The organism is Eleftheria terrae (genome assembly GCF_030419005.1).
GTDB classification, from domain to species: domain Bacteria; phylum Pseudomonadota; class Gammaproteobacteria; order Burkholderiales; family Burkholderiaceae_C; genus Caldimonas; species Caldimonas terrae.
Genome location: NZ_CP106951.1, coordinates 2,574,168 through 2,591,039, shown reverse-complemented (window position 1 = coordinate 2,591,039; position 16,872 = coordinate 2,574,168). Strand labels below are relative to the sequence as shown.

General features: G+C 69.6%; 17 protein-coding genes. 7 read left to right on the top strand and 10 right to left on the bottom strand.

Translation table 11 applies throughout. The features are described 5' to 3' along the window. Positions 1-6: 6 nt before the first annotated feature. From N7L95_RS11365 to N7L95_RS11340, 6 genes are all read right to left on the bottom strand, one after another. Positions 7-870 (bottom strand): ABC transporter ATP-binding protein, encoded by an 864-nt coding sequence (locus N7L95_RS11365; protein ID WP_301259930.1) that lies wholly within the window; start codon positions 868-870, stop codon positions 7-9. After that, on the bottom strand, positions 867-2,189 hold the full coding sequence (locus tag N7L95_RS11360; protein ID WP_301259929.1) for an ABC transporter substrate-binding protein: 1,323 nt from the start codon (positions 2,187-2,189) through the stop codon (positions 867-869). Before N7L95_RS11360 ends, N7L95_RS11365 begins: the two co-directional genes overlap by 4 nt. A gap of 79 nt (positions 2,190-2,268) precedes the next feature. Next, positions 2,269-3,333 carry a branched-chain amino acid ABC transporter permease gene (locus N7L95_RS11355; RefSeq protein WP_301259928.1) on the bottom strand — a complete coding sequence of 355 codons (1,065 nt, stop codon included), beginning with the start codon at positions 3,331-3,333 and terminating at the stop codon, positions 2,269-2,271. Positions 3,334-3,365: 32 nt separating this feature from the next. Further along, positions 3,366-4,295, bottom strand: coding sequence for a branched-chain amino acid ABC transporter permease (locus N7L95_RS11350; RefSeq protein WP_301259927.1), 930 nt, complete (start codon positions 4,293-4,295; stop codon positions 3,366-3,368). A 54-nt stretch (positions 4,296-4,349) separates the two neighbouring features. After that, complete coding sequence (locus tag N7L95_RS11345; protein WP_435870078.1) at positions 4,350-5,240, bottom strand: ABC transporter ATP-binding protein; 891 nt, start codon at positions 5,238-5,240, stop codon at positions 4,350-4,352. Then, positions 5,237-7,183 carry an AMP-dependent synthetase/ligase gene (locus tag N7L95_RS11340; RefSeq protein ID WP_301259926.1) on the bottom strand — a complete coding sequence of 649 codons (1,947 nt, stop codon included), beginning with the start codon at positions 7,181-7,183 and terminating at the stop codon, positions 5,237-5,239. The genes N7L95_RS11345 and N7L95_RS11340 overlap by 4 nt, the downstream gene beginning before the upstream one ends. Positions 7,184-7,316: 133 nt before the next feature. On the opposite strand from N7L95_RS11340, the gene N7L95_RS11335 reads away from it, so the two are divergent. Together N7L95_RS11335 and N7L95_RS11330 are read left to right on the top strand one after the other, a co-directional pair. Next, positions 7,317-8,039, top strand: a complete 723-nt coding sequence (locus N7L95_RS11335) for a Crp/Fnr family transcriptional regulator (RefSeq protein WP_301259925.1) — start codon at positions 7,317-7,319, stop codon at positions 8,037-8,039. 142 nt (positions 8,040-8,181) lie between these two features. Further along, positions 8,182-10,044 carry a M48 family metallopeptidase gene (locus tag N7L95_RS11330; protein ID WP_301259924.1) on the top strand — a complete coding sequence of 621 codons (1,863 nt, stop codon included), beginning with the start codon at positions 8,182-8,184 and terminating at the stop codon, positions 10,042-10,044. Between the two features lie 25 nt (positions 10,045-10,069). Here N7L95_RS11330 and N7L95_RS11325 read toward each other — a convergent pair whose 3' ends face one another. After that, positions 10,070-10,336: a hypothetical protein gene (locus N7L95_RS11325; RefSeq protein WP_301259923.1), complete on the bottom strand. Its 267-nt coding sequence runs from the start codon at positions 10,334-10,336 to the stop codon at positions 10,070-10,072. Then, positions 10,333-10,542 (bottom strand): transcriptional regulator, encoded by a 210-nt coding sequence (locus N7L95_RS11320; RefSeq protein ID WP_301259922.1) that lies wholly within the window; start codon positions 10,540-10,542, stop codon positions 10,333-10,335. Before N7L95_RS11320 ends, N7L95_RS11325 begins: the two co-directional genes overlap by 4 nt. 246 nt (positions 10,543-10,788) lie before the next feature. On the opposite strand from N7L95_RS11320, the gene N7L95_RS11315 reads away from it, so the two are divergent. From N7L95_RS11315 to N7L95_RS11300, 4 genes are all read left to right on the top strand, one after another. Further along, entirely contained in the window at positions 10,789-11,112 is a 324-nt protein-coding gene (locus N7L95_RS11315) for a 4a-hydroxytetrahydrobiopterin dehydratase (protein WP_301259921.1), read from the top strand. Next, complete coding sequence (gene phhA, locus N7L95_RS11310) at positions 11,109-11,996, top strand: phenylalanine 4-monooxygenase (protein ID WP_301259920.1); 888 nt, start codon at positions 11,109-11,111, stop codon at positions 11,994-11,996. The genes N7L95_RS11315 and phhA overlap by 4 nt, the downstream gene beginning before the upstream one ends. Before the next feature lie 3 nt (positions 11,997-11,999). Continuing rightward, positions 12,000-12,704: an SDR family NAD(P)-dependent oxidoreductase gene (locus N7L95_RS11305; protein ID WP_301259919.1), complete on the top strand. Its 705-nt coding sequence runs from the start codon at positions 12,000-12,002 to the stop codon at positions 12,702-12,704. A 158-nt stretch (positions 12,705-12,862) separates the two neighbouring features. Beyond that, positions 12,863-13,582 carry an SDR family oxidoreductase gene (locus tag N7L95_RS11300; RefSeq protein ID WP_301259918.1) on the top strand — a complete coding sequence of 240 codons (720 nt, stop codon included), beginning with the start codon at positions 12,863-12,865 and terminating at the stop codon, positions 13,580-13,582. A gap of 22 nt (positions 13,583-13,604) precedes the next feature. Here the strand turns inward: N7L95_RS11300 and N7L95_RS11295 are convergent, their stop codons facing one another. Then, on the bottom strand, positions 13,605-14,510 hold the full coding sequence (locus N7L95_RS11295) for a 5'-nucleotidase (protein WP_301259917.1): 906 nt from the start codon (positions 14,508-14,510) through the stop codon (positions 13,605-13,607). A gap of 165 nt (positions 14,511-14,675) precedes the next feature. Between N7L95_RS11295 and N7L95_RS11290 the strand changes: the two genes are divergently transcribed. Next, positions 14,676-15,629, top strand: a complete 954-nt coding sequence (locus tag N7L95_RS11290; RefSeq protein ID WP_301259916.1) for a hypothetical protein — start codon at positions 14,676-14,678, stop codon at positions 15,627-15,629. A 76-nt stretch (positions 15,630-15,705) separates the two neighbouring features. Here the strand turns inward: N7L95_RS11290 and N7L95_RS11285 are convergent, their stop codons facing one another. After that, a complete protein-coding gene (locus N7L95_RS11285) occupies positions 15,706-16,704 on the bottom strand; it encodes an AAA family ATPase (RefSeq protein WP_301259915.1) in 999 nt (332 codons plus the stop codon). Positions 16,705-16,872: the final 168 nt, after the last annotated feature.

Genomic DNA, 16,872 nt, shown 5'->3' with positions numbered 1-16,872 from the left:
GGGCGGTCAGGCCAGCCAGCGCTTGCGCCGGCGGTAGCTCTTGACGTCGCGGAAGCTGCGGCGGTCGCCGCCGCCCATGCCGAGGTAGAACTCCTTGACGTCCTCGTTGTCGGCCAGCGCGGCGGCGCTGCCGTCCATCACGATGCGGCCGTTCTCCAGGATGTAGCCGTGGTCGGCATGGCGCAGCGCCATCGCGGTGTTCTGCTCGGCCAGCAAGAAGGTCACGCCCTCGCGCTGGTTCAGGTCGCGCACGATGCCGAACACCTCCTCGACGATCTGCGGCGCCAGGCCCATCGAGGGCTCGTCGAGCAGCACCATGCGTGGCTGGCTCATCAGCGCGCGGCCGATGGCGCACATCTGCTGCTCCCCACCGGAGGTGTAGGCCGCCTGCGAATGGCGCCGCGTCTTGAGCCGGGGGAAGTAGGCGTAGACCTTCTCCAGCGTCTCGGCCACCGCGGCCCGGCCGTCTCGCCGGGTGTAGGCGCCGGTCAGCAGGTTCTCCTCGATGGTGAGGTGGCCGAAGCAATGCCGGCCTTCCATCACCTGCACCACGCCGCGGCGCACCAGCTCGGCCGGCGAGAGCGACTCGATGCGCTCGCCGCGCAGCTCGATGCAGCCCTTGCTGACCTCGCCGCGCTCGCTGTGCAGCAGGTTGCTCACCGCCCGCAGCGTGGTGGTCTTGCCGGCGCCGTTGCCACCCAGCAGCGCGACGATGCTGCCCTCGGCCACCCGCAGCGAGACGCCCTTGAGCACCAGGATCACGTGGTTGTAGATCACCTCGATGCCCTGCACCTCGAGCAGCGCCGGCGCCACGGCGGCCGCGGGCTGTGGCGCGGCGTGGCTGGGCGCCGCGTCGGCCACCGCGCTCATGACTGGCAGTCCGCCGGTGCGCGGCGGTCCAGCTTTTTCTCGGCGGCATAGCGGTCGGCGGCGCTCTTCACCATCGGCTTGAGCAGCTGCTCGTCGGCCTGGTACCAGTCGGAGCTGAAGTTCCACTTCTTGCCGTCCCAGGTGTGCACCCGCACCCAGGACGAGCCCATGTGGTCCGCGCAGGAGGTGCTGACCGGCCGCATCACGCCGGCGAAGCCCAGCGCGTCGAGCTTCTTCTGGTCCAGCGCCAGGTTCTCCAGGCCCCAGCGCACCTGCTCGCCGGTCATCACCTTGCCCTTGCCAAAGCGCTCCTGGGCGCGCTTGACACCTTCCACGCCCAGCATGGCCGACAGCAGCCCGCGCATGTAGAGGACCGAGCCGACCTCTTCCTTCGGCCCGGTGCCCTGGCCCTTGCCGTGCACCTGGGCCAGCACGTTGCGGATGACGGCGGCGTCGGTGTGCGCGCCATGCTGCATGGCGGCCGCGTTGTAGCCGCGTGCGCCTTCGCCGACGTCCTTCACGTCGGGCTCCGCCCCGGCCCACCAGACGCCGTACATCTTCTCGCGCGGGTAGCCGGTGGCCTGGGCTTCCTTCAGCGCGGTGGAGTTCATCACCCCCCAGCCCCACAGGAAGACATAGTCCGGCCGCGCCTGGCGCACCTGCAGCCAGGTGGCCTTCTGCTCGACGCCCGGCGCGGTGACCGGCAGCATCTGCAGCTCGAAGCCGTGCAGCCGGGCACGCTCCTGCAACAGCGGGATGGGTTCCTTGCCGAAGGGCGAGTCGTGGTAGACCAGCGCGATCTTCTTGCCGCGCAACTTGGCGAGGCCGCCTTCCTTCTTCGCCACATGCTGCAGCAGCACGTCGGCATTGACCCAGTAGGTGCCCAACAGCGGGAAATTCCACTTGAAGACGCCGCCGTCGGCCGATTCCGAGCGGCCGTAGCCGGCGGTGATCAGCGGGATCTTGTCCTGCGGCGCCTTCTCGGTCAGCGCAAAGGTGATGCCGGTGGACAGTGGCTGGAACACGGTGGCGCCCTTGCCCTTCAGGCGCTCATAGCATTCCACCCCGCGGTCGGTGGCGTAGCCGGTCTCGCATTCCTCGAAGCTGAGCTTCACGCCGTTGATGCCGCCTTGTGCGTTCACCAGCTTCAGGTAGTCCACATAGCCGTTGGCGAAGGGCACGCCGTTGGGCGCGTAGGCGCCGGTGCGGTAGACCAGCACCGGGAAGAACTGCTCCTTGGCCTGGGCCAGGGCGGCGGTGCTGGCCAGCAGGCTGCCGCAGGCCACGGCGGCGGCGAGGGCGAGGGACGGAAGGGTCATGGGCAGGCTCCTGGTGTCGTTGTGTCGATGGAGTGCAGGCGCGACGAGATGCGCGACGCTGGCGGCATCTGTCTCGGTGTCAATGTGGGAAGGGCCACAGCCTCAGCTTCTCCTTGGCGGTGGACCACAGGCGGGCCAGGCCGTGCGGCTCGGCGATCAGGAAGCCGACGATCAGTGCGCCGAAGATCATGTATTCGAGGTGGGCTGCGGTGGCGGTGGACAGCGGCAGGCCGAACCAGCCCGGCACCTGGTTCAGCAGGATGGGCAGCACCACGATGAAGGCGGCGCCGAAGAAGCTGCCCATGATGGAGCCCAGCCCGCCGATGATGACCATGAACAGCAGCTGGAAGGAGCGGTCGATGCTGAAGGCCGCCGGCTCCCAGGCGCCCAGGTGCACGAAGCCCCACAGCGCGCCGGCCACGCCCACCAGGAAGGAGCTGACCGCGAAGGCGGTGAGCTTGGCATGCACCGGGCGGATGCCGATGACGGCGGCCGCCACGTCCATGTCGCGGATGGCCATCCATTCGCGGCCAATGGCGCCGCGCACCAGGTTCTTGGCCAGCAGCGCGAACACGCCGACCAGCGCCAGGCAGAACAGGTACTTCTGCACCGGCGTCTCCAGCGGCAGCCCGAACACCTGCAGCCCCGAGACGCTGACCGAGCCCGAGGCCGAGTCGTTGGTGAACCACTTGATGCGCAGGAAGGCCCAGTCGATGAAGAACTGCGCCGCCAGGGTCGCCACCGCCAGGTACAACCCGCGGATGCGCAGCGACGGCATGCCGAACAGCACCCCCACCACGGTCGAGCACACCCCGCCGAGCAGCAGCGACAGCAGCAGCGGCATGCCCTCGATGCGCACCTGGAAGTTGTAGGCCGCATAGGCGCCCACCGCCATGAAGGCGCCGCTGCCGAGCGAGATCTGCCCGCAGTAGCCCACCAGGATGTTGAGCCCGAGCGCCGCAAGCGAGAGGATGAGGAATGGAATGAGCACCGCGCGCAGCAGGTACTCCGGCGCCAGCCCCGGCACGACCACGAAGGCCAGCGCGAGCAGCAGGCCGATGAAGAGGCGGTCCTGGCGGATCGGGAAGATCTGCTGGTCGGCCCGGTAGCTGGTCTTGAACTGGCCGTTTTCACGATAGAGCATGCGGGTCTCCTTGGAGCATGCGGGGCGGGCCGTCAGACGCGGTCGATGATCTTCTCGCCGAACAGGCCCTGCGGCCGCACCAGCAGGAAGAGCAGCGCCAGGACGTAGGCGAACCAGATCTCGATGCCGCCGCCCAGCAACGGGCCGAGGTAGACCTCCGACAGCTTCTCGCCCATGCCGATCAGGAGCCCGCCGACGATGGCGCCCGGTACCGAGGTGAGCCCGCCCAGGATGACCACCGGCAGGGCCTTCAGCGCCACCAGCGACAGCGAGAACTGCACCCCGAGCTTGGAGCCCCAGACGATGCCTGCCACCAGCGCGACAAAGCCGGCCACCGACCACACGATGATCCAGATGCGCCCGAGCGGGATGCCGATGGACTGTGCCGCCTGGTGGTCGTCGGCCACCGCGCGCAGCGCCCGGCCGATGGCGGTCTTCTGGAAGAACAGCGCCAGCAGTGCCACCAGGGCGGCCGCCACCAGCGCGGCCAGCAGGTCTTCCTGGCTCAGCAGGATGCCGCCCGGGAAGGTGTCCTCGGCGAGGATCACCGGGTCCTTGGGCATGCCGACGTCGATCTTGTAGATGTCCGAGCCGAACAGCGTCTGCCCGAAGCCGTCGAGGAAGTAGGTGATGCCGAGCGTGGCCATCAGCAGCGTCACGCCTTCCTGGTTGACCAGCCGGCCGAGCACCAGGGTCTGGATCAGCCAGGCCAGCGCCACCATCACCGCCATGGCGGCCAGGAAGGCCAGCAGGTTGCCGAGCAGCCGGCTCTCCAGCCCCAGCCACTGCGGGATCCATTCCGAGAAGCGCGCCATGGCGAGCGCCGCGAACAGCACCATGGCGCCCTGCGCGAAGTTGAAGACGCCCGAGGCCTTGAAGATCAGCACGAAGCCCAGCGCGATCAGCGCGTAGAGCATGCCGGCCATCAGGCCGCCGAACAGCGTTTCTAGGAAAAAGCCCATGGTCTGGCCTTTCTATGGATGCCAAGTCGGGGACGGCGCGAGCGCAGGCCGCGCTCAGTGGCTGCTGCCCAGGTAGGCGCGGATCACCTCGGGGTTGCGTCGCACCTCGTCGGGCGGGCCGTCGCCGATCTTGCGGCCGTAGTCCAGCACCACCACCCGGTCGCTGATGTCCATCACCACGCCCATGTCGTGCTCGATCAGCACGATGGTGGTGCCGAACTCGTCGTTGACGTCGAGGATGAAGCGGCACATGTCCTGCTTCTCCTCCACGTTCATGCCGGCCATCGGCTCGTCCAGCAACAGCAGCTGTGGCTCCATCGCCAGCGCCCGGCCCAGGTCGACCCGCTTCTGCAGCCCGTAGGGCAGGCGGCCGACCGGCGTCTTGCGCCAGGCCTGGATCTCCAGGAAGTCGATGATGCGCTCGACCGCCGCGCGGTGCTCGATCTCCTCGCGCTCGGCCGCGCCCCAGCGCAGCGCCTGGCGCAGCAGGCCGCTCTTCATGCGGAGGTTGCGGCCGGTCATCAGGTTGTCGAGCACGCTCATGCCCTTGAACAAGGCCAGGTTCTGGAAGGTGCGGGCCACGCCCATCTCGGCCACCTGGCGCGGGTTCATCTGCGCGAAGCTGCGGCCGCGCAGGCGGATGGCGCCCTGCTGCGGCGCGTAGACGCCATTGATGCAGTTGAGCATGGAGCTCTTGCCGGCGCCGTTGGGACCGATGATGGCGCGGATCTCGTGCTCGCGGACGTCGAAGCTGATGTCGGTCAGCGCCTTCACGCCGCCGAAGCCGAGCGAGAGGCCCTGTACTTCCAGGATGACCGGGCCGGGCTGCCGGCGCGTCAGCGGGCTGCCGTCGTTAGCGGCCTCGTGCGCCGGCAGCGGGGCAGCGGCGAGGGGCGGCGGCGAGCCGCTGCGCAGGGACGGGGTGGCGGCGGCGGTGGCGGTCATGCGGCGGTCCTCAGGCTGGGGAAGGTGGCGGCGTCGGCCAGGCGGAGATCGGCGGCGGCCAGGCCGCTGCGGCCGTCCTCGAAGCGCACCGCGGTCTCGATGTACTGCGACGCGCGCCCGGCATAGAGCGCGTCCACCAGCACGCGGTACTTCTCGGCAATGTGGCCGCGCCTCACCTTGCGGGTGCGGGTCAGCTCGCCGTCGTCGGCATCCAGCTCCTTGTGCAGCACCAGGAAGCGGGCCACCTGGCAGCCGGCCAGCTGCGGGTCGTGGCTCAGGTCGGCGTTGGCCTGCTCGATGCAGTCGCGCACCAGCGCGTAGACCTCGGGCTTCTGCGCCAGGTCGGTGTAGCCGGCATAGGCCAGGTTGCGCTTCTCGGCCCAGTGGCCGACCGCGTCGAAGTCGATGTTGACGAAGGCGCAGACACGGTCGCGGCCGTCGCCGAAGGCCACCGCTTCCTTGATATAGGGGAAGAACTTGAGCTTGTTCTCGATGTACTTGGGCGCGAACATCGCGCCGTCGCCCGGCCCGCCGCGCAGGCGGCCGACGTCCTTGGCGCGGTCGATGATCTTCAGGTGGCCTTGTGCGTCCAGGTAGCCCGCGTCGCCCGAGCGGTACCAGCCGTCGGCCGTCTTCACCTCGGCGGTGGCCTGCGGGTTGCGGTAGTACTCCTTCAGCAGGCCGGGCGAGCGGATCAGGATCTCGCCGCGCTCGTCCACCTTGAGCTCCACGCCTTCGATCGGCACGCCCACCGTGTCGGCCCGCACCTGGTGGTCGGGCTGCAGGCAGACGAACACCGCGGTCTCGGTGGAGCCGTAGAGCTGCTTCAGGTTGATGCCGATGGAGCGGTAGAAGGTGAACAGGTCGGGGCCGATCGCCTCGCCGGCGGTGTAGGCCACCCGGATGCGGCTCAGCCCCAGGGTGTTGCGCAGCGGGCCGTAGATGAGCAGGTCGCCCAGGCGCCAGAGCAGCCGGTCGGCCAGCGAGAGCCGGCTGCCGTCCAGCCGGGCCGGACCGATCCGGCGCGCCACCGCCATGCAGCGCGCGTACAACCAGCGCTTGAGGCGCCCGGCGTCCTCCATGCGGATGCTCACGCTCGTGAGCAGGCCTTCGAAGACCCGGGGCGGCGCGAAGTAGTAGGTCGGCCCGATCTCCTTCAGGTCGATGGACACGGTGGCGGCGGATTCGGGGCAGTTCACCACGTAGCCGCAGGCGAGCCATTGCGCATAGCTGAAGCAGTTCTGCCCGATCCAGGCCGGCGGCAGGTAGGCCAGCACCTCCTCGCGCTCGGTGAGCCGGTCGAAGGCCGCGCCCGCGCGGGCCCGGTCGATCAGCGCATGGTGGGTGTGCACCACGCCCTTCGGATGGCCGGTGGTGCCGGAGGTGAAGAACATCGCCGCCACGTCCTCGGCCCGGCCCTGCTGCACCTGGGCCAGGAAGAAGCCCGGCTGGTGGTGGTCGTGCGCGCGGCCGCGCTCGATCAGGTGGTCGAGGCTGTCCAGGCCCGCCTCACGGTAGTTGCGCAGGCCGCGGCCGTCGTCGTACCAGATGCACTGCAGCCGCGGGCAGTCGCCGCGCACTTCCAGCAGTTTGTCGACCTGTTCCTGGTCTTCCACCACCGCGAAGCGCACCTCGGCGTTGCGCAAGGGGTAGGCGAACTCGGCGGCGGCGGCGTCCTGGTACAGCGGCACCGGGATGGCACCGAGCGACTGTGCCGCCAGCATCGCTGCATACAGCCGCGGCCGGTTCTCGCCGATGACGGCCAGGTGCTCGCCCCGCTGCAGCCCGGCCTCGGCCAGCCCGCAGGCCAGGCGCCGCACCATCTCGGCCAGCGCCGACCAGCTCAGGGTCTGCCAGATGCCGTATTCCTTCTCGCGCAGGGCCGGCGCCTCGGGGCGGCGGGCGGCGTGCTCCAGCAACAGACGCGGAAACGTGGTGGGCACCGTCGGTCTCCTTGGTAGACGCCCCGGGGGTGGCAGGGCTGGGCCGATGCTAGGCGCGAGTTTGACGCCAGGTTGTCGTTGTGACGACAATCCTAGGGTCGCTCCCCAGGGGAATTACCCGCAGCAGACTGCCATGGTTGACAGTGCCGCCGTCACTCCCTTGCACCGCCGGGCGCGGGCCGCCACGACGGCCGAGTTGCAGGGCATCGCCTGGCTGCAGGCGCTGCAGCCGGCCGACCGCGAGCGTGCGGCGGCCGAGATCCAGGTGGCCGACGCCGGGCCCGGCGAGTTGCTGTGCCGCATCGGCCGCCCGCCCACCTACTGGTTCGGCGTGCTGGCCGGCCTGCTGAAGATGAACAACGACTCCTCGCTGGGCGCGCCGGTGACCTTCACCGGCATCCCGCCCGGGGCCTGGTTCGGCGAAGGCACCCTGCTCAAGCGCGAGGCCTACCGCTACAACGTGCAGACGCTGCGCAAGAGCACGGTGGCCGGTCTGCCGATGGAGAGCTTCCACCGCCTGCTGGACAACAGCATCCCCTTCAACCGCTTCGTGATGCGCCAGCTCAACGAGCGGCTCGGGCAGTTCATCGCCGCCCGCGAGATCGACCGGCTCAACGACCCCGACGTGCGGGTCGCCCGCAGCCTGGCCTCGCTGTTCCACCCGGTGCTCTATCCCGGCGTGGGCAGCCTGTTGCGCATCACGCAGCAGGAGCTGGGCATGCTGGTGGGCCTCTCGCGCCAGCGGGTCAACGAGGCCCTGCGCACGCTGCAGCAGCGAGGGCTGATCCGCATCGAGTACGGCGGCGTGCGGGTGCTCGACCTGGACGGCCTGCAGCGCCAAGTCTTCCACAGCTGAGCGGCACCCGCGTCGATATACTGGCCGCGCCGGCGCGCGCAAGGACAACCGCGTCGACCGGCAGCCGGCGCGCCGCACGGACGGCCCCGGACACAACAACGAGGGCCGGCGCTGCCAGCGCCGGGACCAGAGGGGCGGCCCCATGCAACACGTCGACTTCATGCACCTCGTGCGCCTGAGCGAACAGGCGTGCGAGAGCGACGCGCCCGCCTATCGCCGCAGCGTCTGGTGGTTTGCCGTGCTGGGCTATGCGGTGGTGCTGCTGATCGGGCTGGCCGCCTGCGCCGGGCTGCTGGCGGTCGGCCTGTCGTGGTGGCGGCATGGCGCCTCGGGCTGGAAGGTCTGGGTCGGCCTGGCGGCCGCAGGCCTGCTGTGGGTCTGCGTGCGCGCGGTGTTCACGCGCTTCGACGCGCCCGACGGCGTGCGGCTGCAGCCGGCCGACTCGCCCGAGCTGTTCAAGGCGCTGGAGCGCATCCGCGCCAAGGTGAAGGGCCCGGCCATCGACGTGGTGATGGTCAACGCCGAGTTCAACGCGGCGATCATGCAGCGCCCTCGCTGGGGCCTGCTGGGCCACACCAACTACCTGGTGATCGGCTGGCCCATGTTGTGCGCGCTGGAGCCGCAACGCCTGCTGGCGGTGGTGGCCCACGAGTACGGCCATTTGCGGGGCGAGCACGGCAAGTTCTCGGCCTGGGTCTACCGCACCCGCACCGCCTGGTGGCGCATGTACAGCGCCTACCAGCATGACGAGAGCCCGTTGTCCTGGCTGTTCCGGCGCTTCTTCTCCTGGTACATCCCGCGTTTCAACGCGCGCACCTTCGCGCTCGCGCGGCAGGACGAATACGAGGCCGATCGCATCGCGGCCCGGCTGTTCACCCCGGAGGTGGTGGCCCAGGCCTGGAGCGAGATCGAGATCAAGGCCCGCTGGTACGACGAGGAATACTGGCGCCGCCTGTGGCGCCGCGCGCTGCGCGAGGAGCCGCCCGAGCCGATGCCGCATGCCGACATGGGCCGCTCGCTGCTGGAGCCGCCGCCGCATGCCTTCGCGCAGGAGGCGCTGCGCCTGGCGATGCAGCGGCTGCCGAGCTATGACGACACCCACCCGGTGCCGCGCGACCGGCTGGCCGCCCTGGGCCTGAAGCCGGCCATGCCGGCCTGGTCGCAGTCGAACGCGCTCGCCCTGCTGGGTCGGGGGGCGGCTCGCGTGGCGCAGCATTTCGACCAGCTGTGGTGGCAGGAGATGCGGCGCGATTGGGCCCGCCACCGCGAGCACCTGCGGCAGTGCCGCGAGCGCATCGGCGAGCTGAAGCCGCGCGCCGCTCAGCTGTCGGCCGACGAGTGGCTCGAATGGGCCGAATGCTTCGAGGCGGTCAGCATGGCCGACAGCACGCCGTTCTACGAGCGCGCGCTGGCGTGCGAGCCGGGACACGGTGCCGCCCTGCGCGAGCTGGCGCTGCGCCGGCTTCAGGCGCATCACCCCGGTACCCTGCAGCTGCTGGAGCAACTGCAGGACGGCCATCCCGAGCACGGCTACGCGGCCTGCTCGATGGCGCTGGAATGGCTGGACCGGCAGCAGCATGCCGGCGAGCCGGTGGCCCCCAAGGTCCGGCGCCTGTGGCGCGAGCGGCGCGAGCGCTTCGAGGCGCTGGAGGCGCAGGCCTGGCAGGAGTTCACCTCGACCAACCCCTGCGAAGGCACCTCCGAGGCGAAGCTCAGCCGCGAGGAGCGCAAGCAGCTCACCGGCGAGCTGATCCGCACGCCCGAGGTCGAGCAGGCCTGGCTGGTGGGGCGCCGGGTGGCTGCGCTGCCGCAGCGCGACTACTTCGTGTTGTTCATCCAGCTGCGGCGGCTCGACGAGGCGCTGGGCAGCGAGCTGGTGCAGCAGCTGATGCACCGCCTGCCCTTCACCGGCCAGCTGCTGGTGACGGTGGTGGACCTCTATGTGCGTGAGAGCGACATGAAGGCCGCCGGAGCGCAGCCGGTGTATCGGCGCCGCAAGCGCTGAGGGGCCGGCCGCGGGCGGGCGTTCTTCACCGCTTGATCAGATAGCCCACGATGCCGCCGGCCGCCGCCGACAGCACCGACATCGCCCACTTCTTCTCTTCGGCGCCGGCCCCGGAGGCCATCAGCGTGCGGAAGCACAGCCAGCCGATCAGCGCCACGAAGGCGAGCGCCGCGATGAACAGCGCCACATCCTTGAACAGCCGCACCCCGCGCTCGCCGCGGGTTTCCTCGCGGTCGATGGCAACGCTGAACTGGTGGTTCGGCGGTGGGCTGTTCAGGTCGATGTGGCTCACAAACCGATGATCTCCGTCTTGAGCTTCTGGGTGTCCGGCTCCACCAGGCCCAGCTTGAGGCCCCGGCGTTTGCCTTCGCGGGCCGCCAGGTAGAGCTGCAGCGCCTTGCGCAAGACTTCGGCCTTGCTGCTTTCATCTTCGTCGACCACGTGGTCGAGAGCGTCATTCAAATCATTGGAAAAGGTCACGTTGAACCGGACGGCCATGACTCGCTCCACAAGTGCAATGCGCGGTTTTTACACCAAAACAGCGCCATTTCGGTGGCGGGATGGCCGGGCGGCAGCGTGGTCGGAGGCTCGCGCCGTATTCATGCGGTGAACCGATTCGTTGCGCAGGAAATGTGTGCCAGCGCTGGAACTGACGCCCCGCGACGATCACAACTTGCGCGCTTCGCGGCATAAAGTGCGTGTTTTGATGGCGGGTTTTCAATCCCAGCCTGGAAGGAGACAGACATGAGCACCCCCTTGCAACGCCTGGACGCTGCCGCGGCCCGCGCGCGCCTGACCCAACTGCCGCAGTGGAGCCTCGACGAGCAACGTGGCGCGATCACCCGCGAGTTCCTGTTCGCCGATTTCGCCCACGCGTTTGCCTTCATGAGCCACATCGCCTTGCTGGCCGAACAGCGCAACCACCATCCGGAATGGTTCAACGTCTACAACCGGGTGCGCATCACGCTCACCACCCATGATGTGGACGGCCTGTCCGAGCGCGACCTGGAGCTGGCCGCCCGTTGCGACACCGCCTTTGCCCGCTTTGCCGCACCGGTGGCCGCATGAAGCTCAACGAGAAGCACGGCGCCGCCGCCGGCGCGGCCGGCCGGCCCGAGCGGGCCGACTGGACCATCGACCAGGGCTGGGAGCAGTACAGCGCCGAGGAGCACGGCGTATGGAAGACCTTGTTCGAGCGCCAGTGCAAGCTGCTGCCCGGCCGCGCCTGCGATGAGTTCGTGCGCGGCATGAGCGAGCTGACGATGGACGCCCACCAGATCCCCGACTTTCGTCGCCTCAGCGACCTGCTGATGAAGCGCACCGGCTGGCAGGTGGTGGCAGTGCCGGGGCTGGTGCCGGACGAGGTCTTCTTCGAGCACCTGGCGAACCGGCGCTTCCCGGCCGGCCAGTTCATCCGCAAGCCCGAGCAGCTCGACTACCTGGAGGAGCCCGACGTCTTCCACGACGTGTTCGGCCATGTGCCGATGCTGGTGAACCCGGTCATCGCCGACTACATCCAGGCCTACGGCGTCGGCGGCCTGCGGGCCCAGCAGCTGGGCGTGCTGCCGCAGCTGGCCCGGGTCTACTGGTACACGGTGGAATTCGGCCTGGTGCAGCAGCGGGAGGGCCTGCGACTGTACGGTGCCGGCATCGCCTCGTCCTTCACCGAAAGCGTGTTCTGCCTGGACGACCCGTCGCCCAATCGCATCGGCTTCGAGCTCGAGCGGGTCATGCGCACCCGCTACCGCATCGACGATTTCCAGGAGAGCTACTTCGTGCTCGACAATCTCGAGCAGCTGCTGGAGCTGGCCGACATCGACTTTGCGCCGCTCTATGAGCGGGTCAGCCGCCAGAGCGAGCTGGTGCCGGGTGACGTGCTGCCGGGCGACCGCGTCATCACCCGGGGCACCGGCACCTACCACCGCGCCAAACAACAAAGCCAGGAGCGCTGAAGCATGGATTTTCGTGAGCAAACCGTCGTCATCACCGGTGCGGCGGGACACCTGGGGCGGGCCGTCGCCGCCGCCTTTGCGGCCCAGGGCGCCCGGCTGGTGCTGATCGACCGCGACGATGAGCTGCTGCGGCGGGCGCATGGCGAGCCGTCGGGCGAGCGGCTGTTCATCGCGGCCGACCTGCTCGACGCTGCCCAGGTGGAGGCGGCCTTTGCTGCCGCGCAGCGGGCCTTCGGCCGCATCGACGTGCTGTGCAACGTGGCCGGCGGCTTTCGCATGGGCGAGGCGGTGCACGAGACCTCCGCCGCGACCTGGGACTTCCTGATGGACCTGAATGCCCGCAGCGTCGTCCACGCGGCGCGCGCGGCGGTGCCACGCATGCTGCAGGCCGGAGGCGGGCGCATCGTCAACGTGGCGGCCGGCGCAGCCCAGCGGGGCATGGCGCAGATGGGGGCCTACTGCGCGTCCAAGAGCGCGGTGATCCGGCTCACCGAGGCCATGGCGGCCGAGCTGCGGGAGCAGGGCATCAACGTCAACTGCGTGTTGCCGACCATCATCGACACCCCGGACAACCGCGCGGCCATGCCGGATGCCGACCCCTCCCGGTGGGTGGCACCCGCCGACCTGGCGCAGGTGATCGTCTTCCTGGCCTCGGCCGCGGCCCGCGCCATCCACGGTGCGGCCCTGCCGGTGAGCGGCCTGAGCTGAGCGCCCGCCGCAGGGATAATCGATGCCGCCGGCTCGCCGGCCCGCGGCAATCCCTGCTGCCCGGGCTGTCGGTGACGGCAAGGCGCGAGGCCGGCTGAGCGCCGCCCGCAACACCGACGCAGCACGCCGGCCAAGGCTGGCACAACCTGAATCACCGCATGACAACGGCAGCACCGTGGGCGCTCGTGACCGGCGCGCCCCGCCGCGGCGGCGAGGCCATCAGCCGGGAACTGCACCGGCGCGGCCTCGGCGTGATCCTCCATCACAGCGGCGAGCGCTCGGCCGCGCAGGCGGCCCAGCTGGCAGAGTCGCTCAATGCCGAGCGGCCCGGCTCGGCGCTCGCCTGGGCGGCCGACTTCGGCGCCCGCGACCTGCCGCCGTTGCCTGCCCTGGCGCAGCCGGTGGAAGTGCTGGTGTGCAATGCCTCGGCCTACCAGCCGAGCGAGCTGGGCGACACCCAGCGGCGTGACGAAGACCTGCAGGTCCACCTGCTGAGCCATGCCACACTGATCGAGCGGCTGCGCGCCAGCCTGCGGGCCATCGTGGCGGTGAGCGACATCCATGTGCAGCGGCCGCATGGCGGCCACCTCTGGTACCACGTGAGCAAGGCGGCCCTGCAATCGCTGGTGCTGACGCTGAGCGTCGAGCTGGCGCCGGCCACCCGCTGCAACGTGGTGGCCCCCGGCGCCTTGCCCTGGCCGGCCGACAACCACCTGGAGCCCGAACGCATCCGCGCGGTGCAGGACAGCATTCCGCTGCAGCGCACCGGCAGCTTCGAGGAGCTGGCCCAGGTGGTGGCCTGGCTGGCGCTGGACGCCAGCTACGTCAATGGCGCGGTGCTGCCGCTGGACGGCGGGCGCTCACGCTGGCTGCGCTGAGGCGCCGCCGGCGCCAGTCGGGTCAGGGATTGCTGACACCGGCTGCCACATGGCCGGCGGGCACATGCTCGGCGGCGTTCTCGATGTGGCGCATCTGGTCGTCGAAGAAGAAGTCCGGCTCGAACTCGCGCAGGAATTCGCCCTTGGGCAAGCCGCCGAGGAACAGCGCCTCGTCGACCTCGATCTGCCAGTCCATCAGGGTGCGGATGGCGCGTTCGTGCGCCGGCGCGCTGCGGGCGGTCACCAGTGCGGTGCGGATGCGCATCGTCGGGCTGGCATTGCTCTGCAGCCGGTGCAGGGCTTCCAGCAGCGGCTTGAAGGGGCCGGCCGGCAGCGGGTTGTCGACCCGGCTGGATTCATGCAGCTGGAAAGCGTCGAGCCCGCTGGACTGGAAGACCTGCTCGGCCTCGTCGGAGAACAGCACCGCGTCGCCGTCGAAGGCGATGCGCACCTCGTGCGGGTGCGCATCGGAGGCCCGCTTGGACAGCGGGTAGACCCGCGCCGCCGGAAAGCCGGCCTCCAGCGCCGAGCGCACGTCCAGTTCGTTGACCGACAGGAAGAGGTTGGCCTTGAGCGGCCGCAGGTAGCGGTAGGGCGACTTGCCGCGGGTGAACACGCCACGCTGGATGGGCAGGCCGTAATGCTGCGCCGAGCGGAACACGCGCAGCCCCGAATAGGGGTCGTTGCGCGACAGGATCACCACTTCCACCCGCGGCTTGCCGTCTGCGGTGTTCTGGTTGAAGGCCAGCAGCTTGTGCACCAGCGAGAACGCCACCCCCGGCTTGGCCGGCACGTCCAGCCGCTCCATCTGCAGCTGCATGTAGGCATGGTCGTCGGTGGCCTCGAACAGCTGGTTTTCTTCCTCGAAGTCGAACAGGGCCCGGGAGGAGATGGCCACGACCAGCTGGCCGGCAAGGGTGATGCTCATGCGGCGCGATGATAGTGCCGCCACCCGAAGGCCAAGGAATACCGCCTCACGATCCCCCATTCGAGGGAAGTCCCCCGGTCCACCGCCTGCACTGTGAGATGATGCGCGCCGTTACGTTATGTAACGTTGATCGGCCGAGCAGGCCGGAGCGTGAGAGGGATTGTGATGAAGATGAAGACAACGATGCGCGGCGCCGCCTGCGCGCTGGTGCTGGCGGGCCTGGGGGCGTGCGGTGGCGGCGGCGGTGGCAGCAGCGACCGCGACGAGGCGGCCGCGACCGGGGACCTGACGGCCGAAAACTACGCGGCCTCGACTGACGCCGCCTATGCGACGGTGGAGCTGAGTTCCGAGCTGAGCGCCATGATGTCCGAGACGGTGCAGGCGCAAAGCGTTCCGGCCTCCCGGTCGGCAGCGCTGACGCCTGTGGGCGTGCAGCGCCTGGTGCTCGAGCGCGTGCGCCAAGGCAGCCGTGAGCAAGCCCAGGCGGCCGAGCCGGTGACGCAGCCCTGCGACGGCGGCGGCTCGCTCAGCATCACCGAGTCGGGCTTCGACGACGGCATCAGCCGCGGCGACAAGGTCACGGTGGTGGCCAACGGCTGCAAGGAAAGCGCCGACGACCTGCCGATGACCGGCAGCCTCACCGCGACGGTGACCGCCGCGTCCGAGACGAGCACCTCGGCCTCGTTCTCGCTGGCCTTCCAGTTCAGTGCCTTCGGCAGCAGCGAGCTGCGCTTCAATGGCGGCGTGAACATCTCCGCGACCGGCACCGACAGCGAGAGCCGCGTCTCGATCGACTACAACGGCCTGACCGTCACCTCGGCAGCCGGCACGCAGCAGTGGCGCCACACCGTCGTCGAGCAGTCCGCCAACGGCGGCACGAAGTTGAAGCTGGGCGGCCTGGTGCAGGTCAGGAGCGACTTCTACCGGCTGGAGCAGGCGGCTGATTTCGGCGTCTCCGGAACGCACCTGGTGAGCGGCTCGCTGCGCCTGGTGGACCGCCAGGGCGACTATGCGCTGATCACCGGCGGCGCCGAGGCCCTCAGCTACAGCTTCTTCCCGGCCGGCAGCAGCGCGCCCACCGGCAGCCCGGTGACGCGGCCGCACTCGTCGCTCCAATAAGTACGACGCGGCTCGGCCGCTGCGCAGAAGGGCCGCCCACGGGGCGGCCCTTTTCATGTGCAGGTGCCGGGCTGGCTCAGTGCACGAAGCCGATCGCCTGCTTCTTCGCGCCGAGGTCCGGCAGGTCCTGCTCCGCCACATGATCGCGCCGCGCGAGCTTCGCGTTGCCGAAGGCGGTCATCCAGGCGCGCCGCATCTCGCGCGGCGCCAGCTCGCTCATGCGGCCCAGCACCGCCTCGCGCGGCTCAGGCTCGAAGCGCTGCCCCCAGTCGTGCTCGCTGCGCAAGGTCTTGTACAGCAGCAGCGCGATGCGGCGGGCCGCGTCGCGGTCGGGGGCCGGCACCGTGTAGACGTTCATGCGGTTGAGGATGGGGTCGGGAATCGCGCGCTCGTCGTTGGCGGTGGCGACCCGGATGAGCTGGCTGGCGTCGATCGGCACCTCGGCGAACTCGTCGGTGAAGGCGCCGGCGGTGTCGTGCTCCAGCAGGCTGTAGAGCGCACCCAGCGGGTCGTAGGTGGCTTCGGCGCCGGCCTTGTCGATCTCGTCCACCACCATCACCGGGTTGGCGTACTGGCCGTCCACCAGCGTCTCGAACACCTTGCCGGGGCGCGCGCCCTTCCATTGCGAGGAGGCGCCCGACAGCACCCAGCCGGCCGTCAGCGAGCTCATCGCGACAAAGCCCATGCCGGTGCCCAGCAGCTGGGAGAGGCGGCGTGCGAAGTGCGTCTTGCCAATGCCCGGCGCACCGAGCAGCAGCATGGGCGTGATCTCCAGCGCGTCGCGGCTGTCCTCGCACAAGGCCAGCTGGCGCTTGACGTCGTCCAGCACCTCGGCGAAGTTGGGCAGCTCGTCGTACAGCGCGTCCATCACCGGCAGCCCGGACGGCTTGACCTGGAAGCGCTCCGGCCCGCGCTCCAGCATGCGCTCGTAGGTCGATCGCAGGTTCTCGTGTTCCTTGTGGGGCAGCTTGTCCAGCCGCCGCTCCACATCGGTCAGCCGGTAGACCGCCCGCATATGGGCGATGGGAATGTGGTGGGTGCCGCGCACGGGCACCAGCTCGTTGTTCGAACTCATCTCTCTGACCTCCAGGGGACACCGCAGGTGAGATTCATTGAAGCAAAGCCTATCGGCGTCAGGCCTCGAAACAAACGGGGAAATCCCAGCTTGTTCACCGACACGCGAAAGCATGGCGCGTGCCGGCTTTGGGCGGTGTCGGCGTTACGCCGACAGGGCTGTCGGCGA

What these genes read in the sequence shown, in the direction of transcription:
- N7L95_RS11300 (WP_301259918.1), top strand. Translation starts at nt 12,863, where the DNA reads ATGACAACGGCAGCACCGTGGGCGCTCGTGACCGGCGCGCCCCGCCGC.
- N7L95_RS11365 (WP_301259930.1), bottom strand. Translation starts at nt 870, where the DNA reads ATGAGCGCGGTGGCCGACGCGGCGCCCAGCCACGCCGCGCCACAGCCC.
- N7L95_RS11355 (WP_301259928.1), bottom strand. Translation starts at nt 3,333, where the DNA reads ATGCTCTATCGTGAAAACGGCCAGTTCAAGACCAGCTACCGGGCCGAC.
- N7L95_RS11330 (WP_301259924.1), top strand. Translation starts at nt 8,182, where the DNA reads ATGCAACACGTCGACTTCATGCACCTCGTGCGCCTGAGCGAACAGGCG.
- phhA (WP_301259920.1), top strand. Translation starts at nt 11,109, where the DNA reads ATGAAGCTCAACGAGAAGCACGGCGCCGCCGCCGGCGCGGCCGGCCGG.
- N7L95_RS11360 (WP_301259929.1), bottom strand. Translation starts at nt 2,189, where the DNA reads ATGACCCTTCCGTCCCTCGCCCTCGCCGCCGCCGTGGCCTGCGGCAGC.
- N7L95_RS11350 (WP_301259927.1), bottom strand. Translation starts at nt 4,295, where the DNA reads ATGGGCTTTTTCCTAGAAACGCTGTTCGGCGGCCTGATGGCCGGCATG.
- N7L95_RS11320 (WP_301259922.1), bottom strand. Translation starts at nt 10,542, where the DNA reads ATGGCCGTCCGGTTCAACGTGACCTTTTCCAATGATTTGAATGACGCT.
- N7L95_RS11295 (WP_301259917.1), bottom strand. Translation starts at nt 14,510, where the DNA reads ATGAGCATCACCCTTGCCGGCCAGCTGGTCGTGGCCATCTCCTCCCGG.
- N7L95_RS11335 (WP_301259925.1), top strand. Translation starts at nt 7,317, where the DNA reads ATGGTTGACAGTGCCGCCGTCACTCCCTTGCACCGCCGGGCGCGGGCC.
- N7L95_RS11290 (WP_301259916.1), top strand. Translation starts at nt 14,676, where the DNA reads ATGAAGATGAAGACAACGATGCGCGGCGCCGCCTGCGCGCTGGTGCTG.
- N7L95_RS11285 (WP_301259915.1), bottom strand. Translation starts at nt 16,704, where the DNA reads ATGAGTTCGAACAACGAGCTGGTGCCCGTGCGCGGCACCCACCACATT.
- N7L95_RS11305 (WP_301259919.1), top strand. Translation starts at nt 12,000, where the DNA reads ATGGATTTTCGTGAGCAAACCGTCGTCATCACCGGTGCGGCGGGACAC.
- N7L95_RS11345 (WP_435870078.1), bottom strand. Translation starts at nt 5,240, where the DNA reads ATGACCGCCACCGCCGCCGCCACCCCGTCCCTGCGCAGCGGCTCGCCG.
- N7L95_RS11315 (WP_301259921.1), top strand. Translation starts at nt 10,789, where the DNA reads ATGAGCACCCCCTTGCAACGCCTGGACGCTGCCGCGGCCCGCGCGCGC.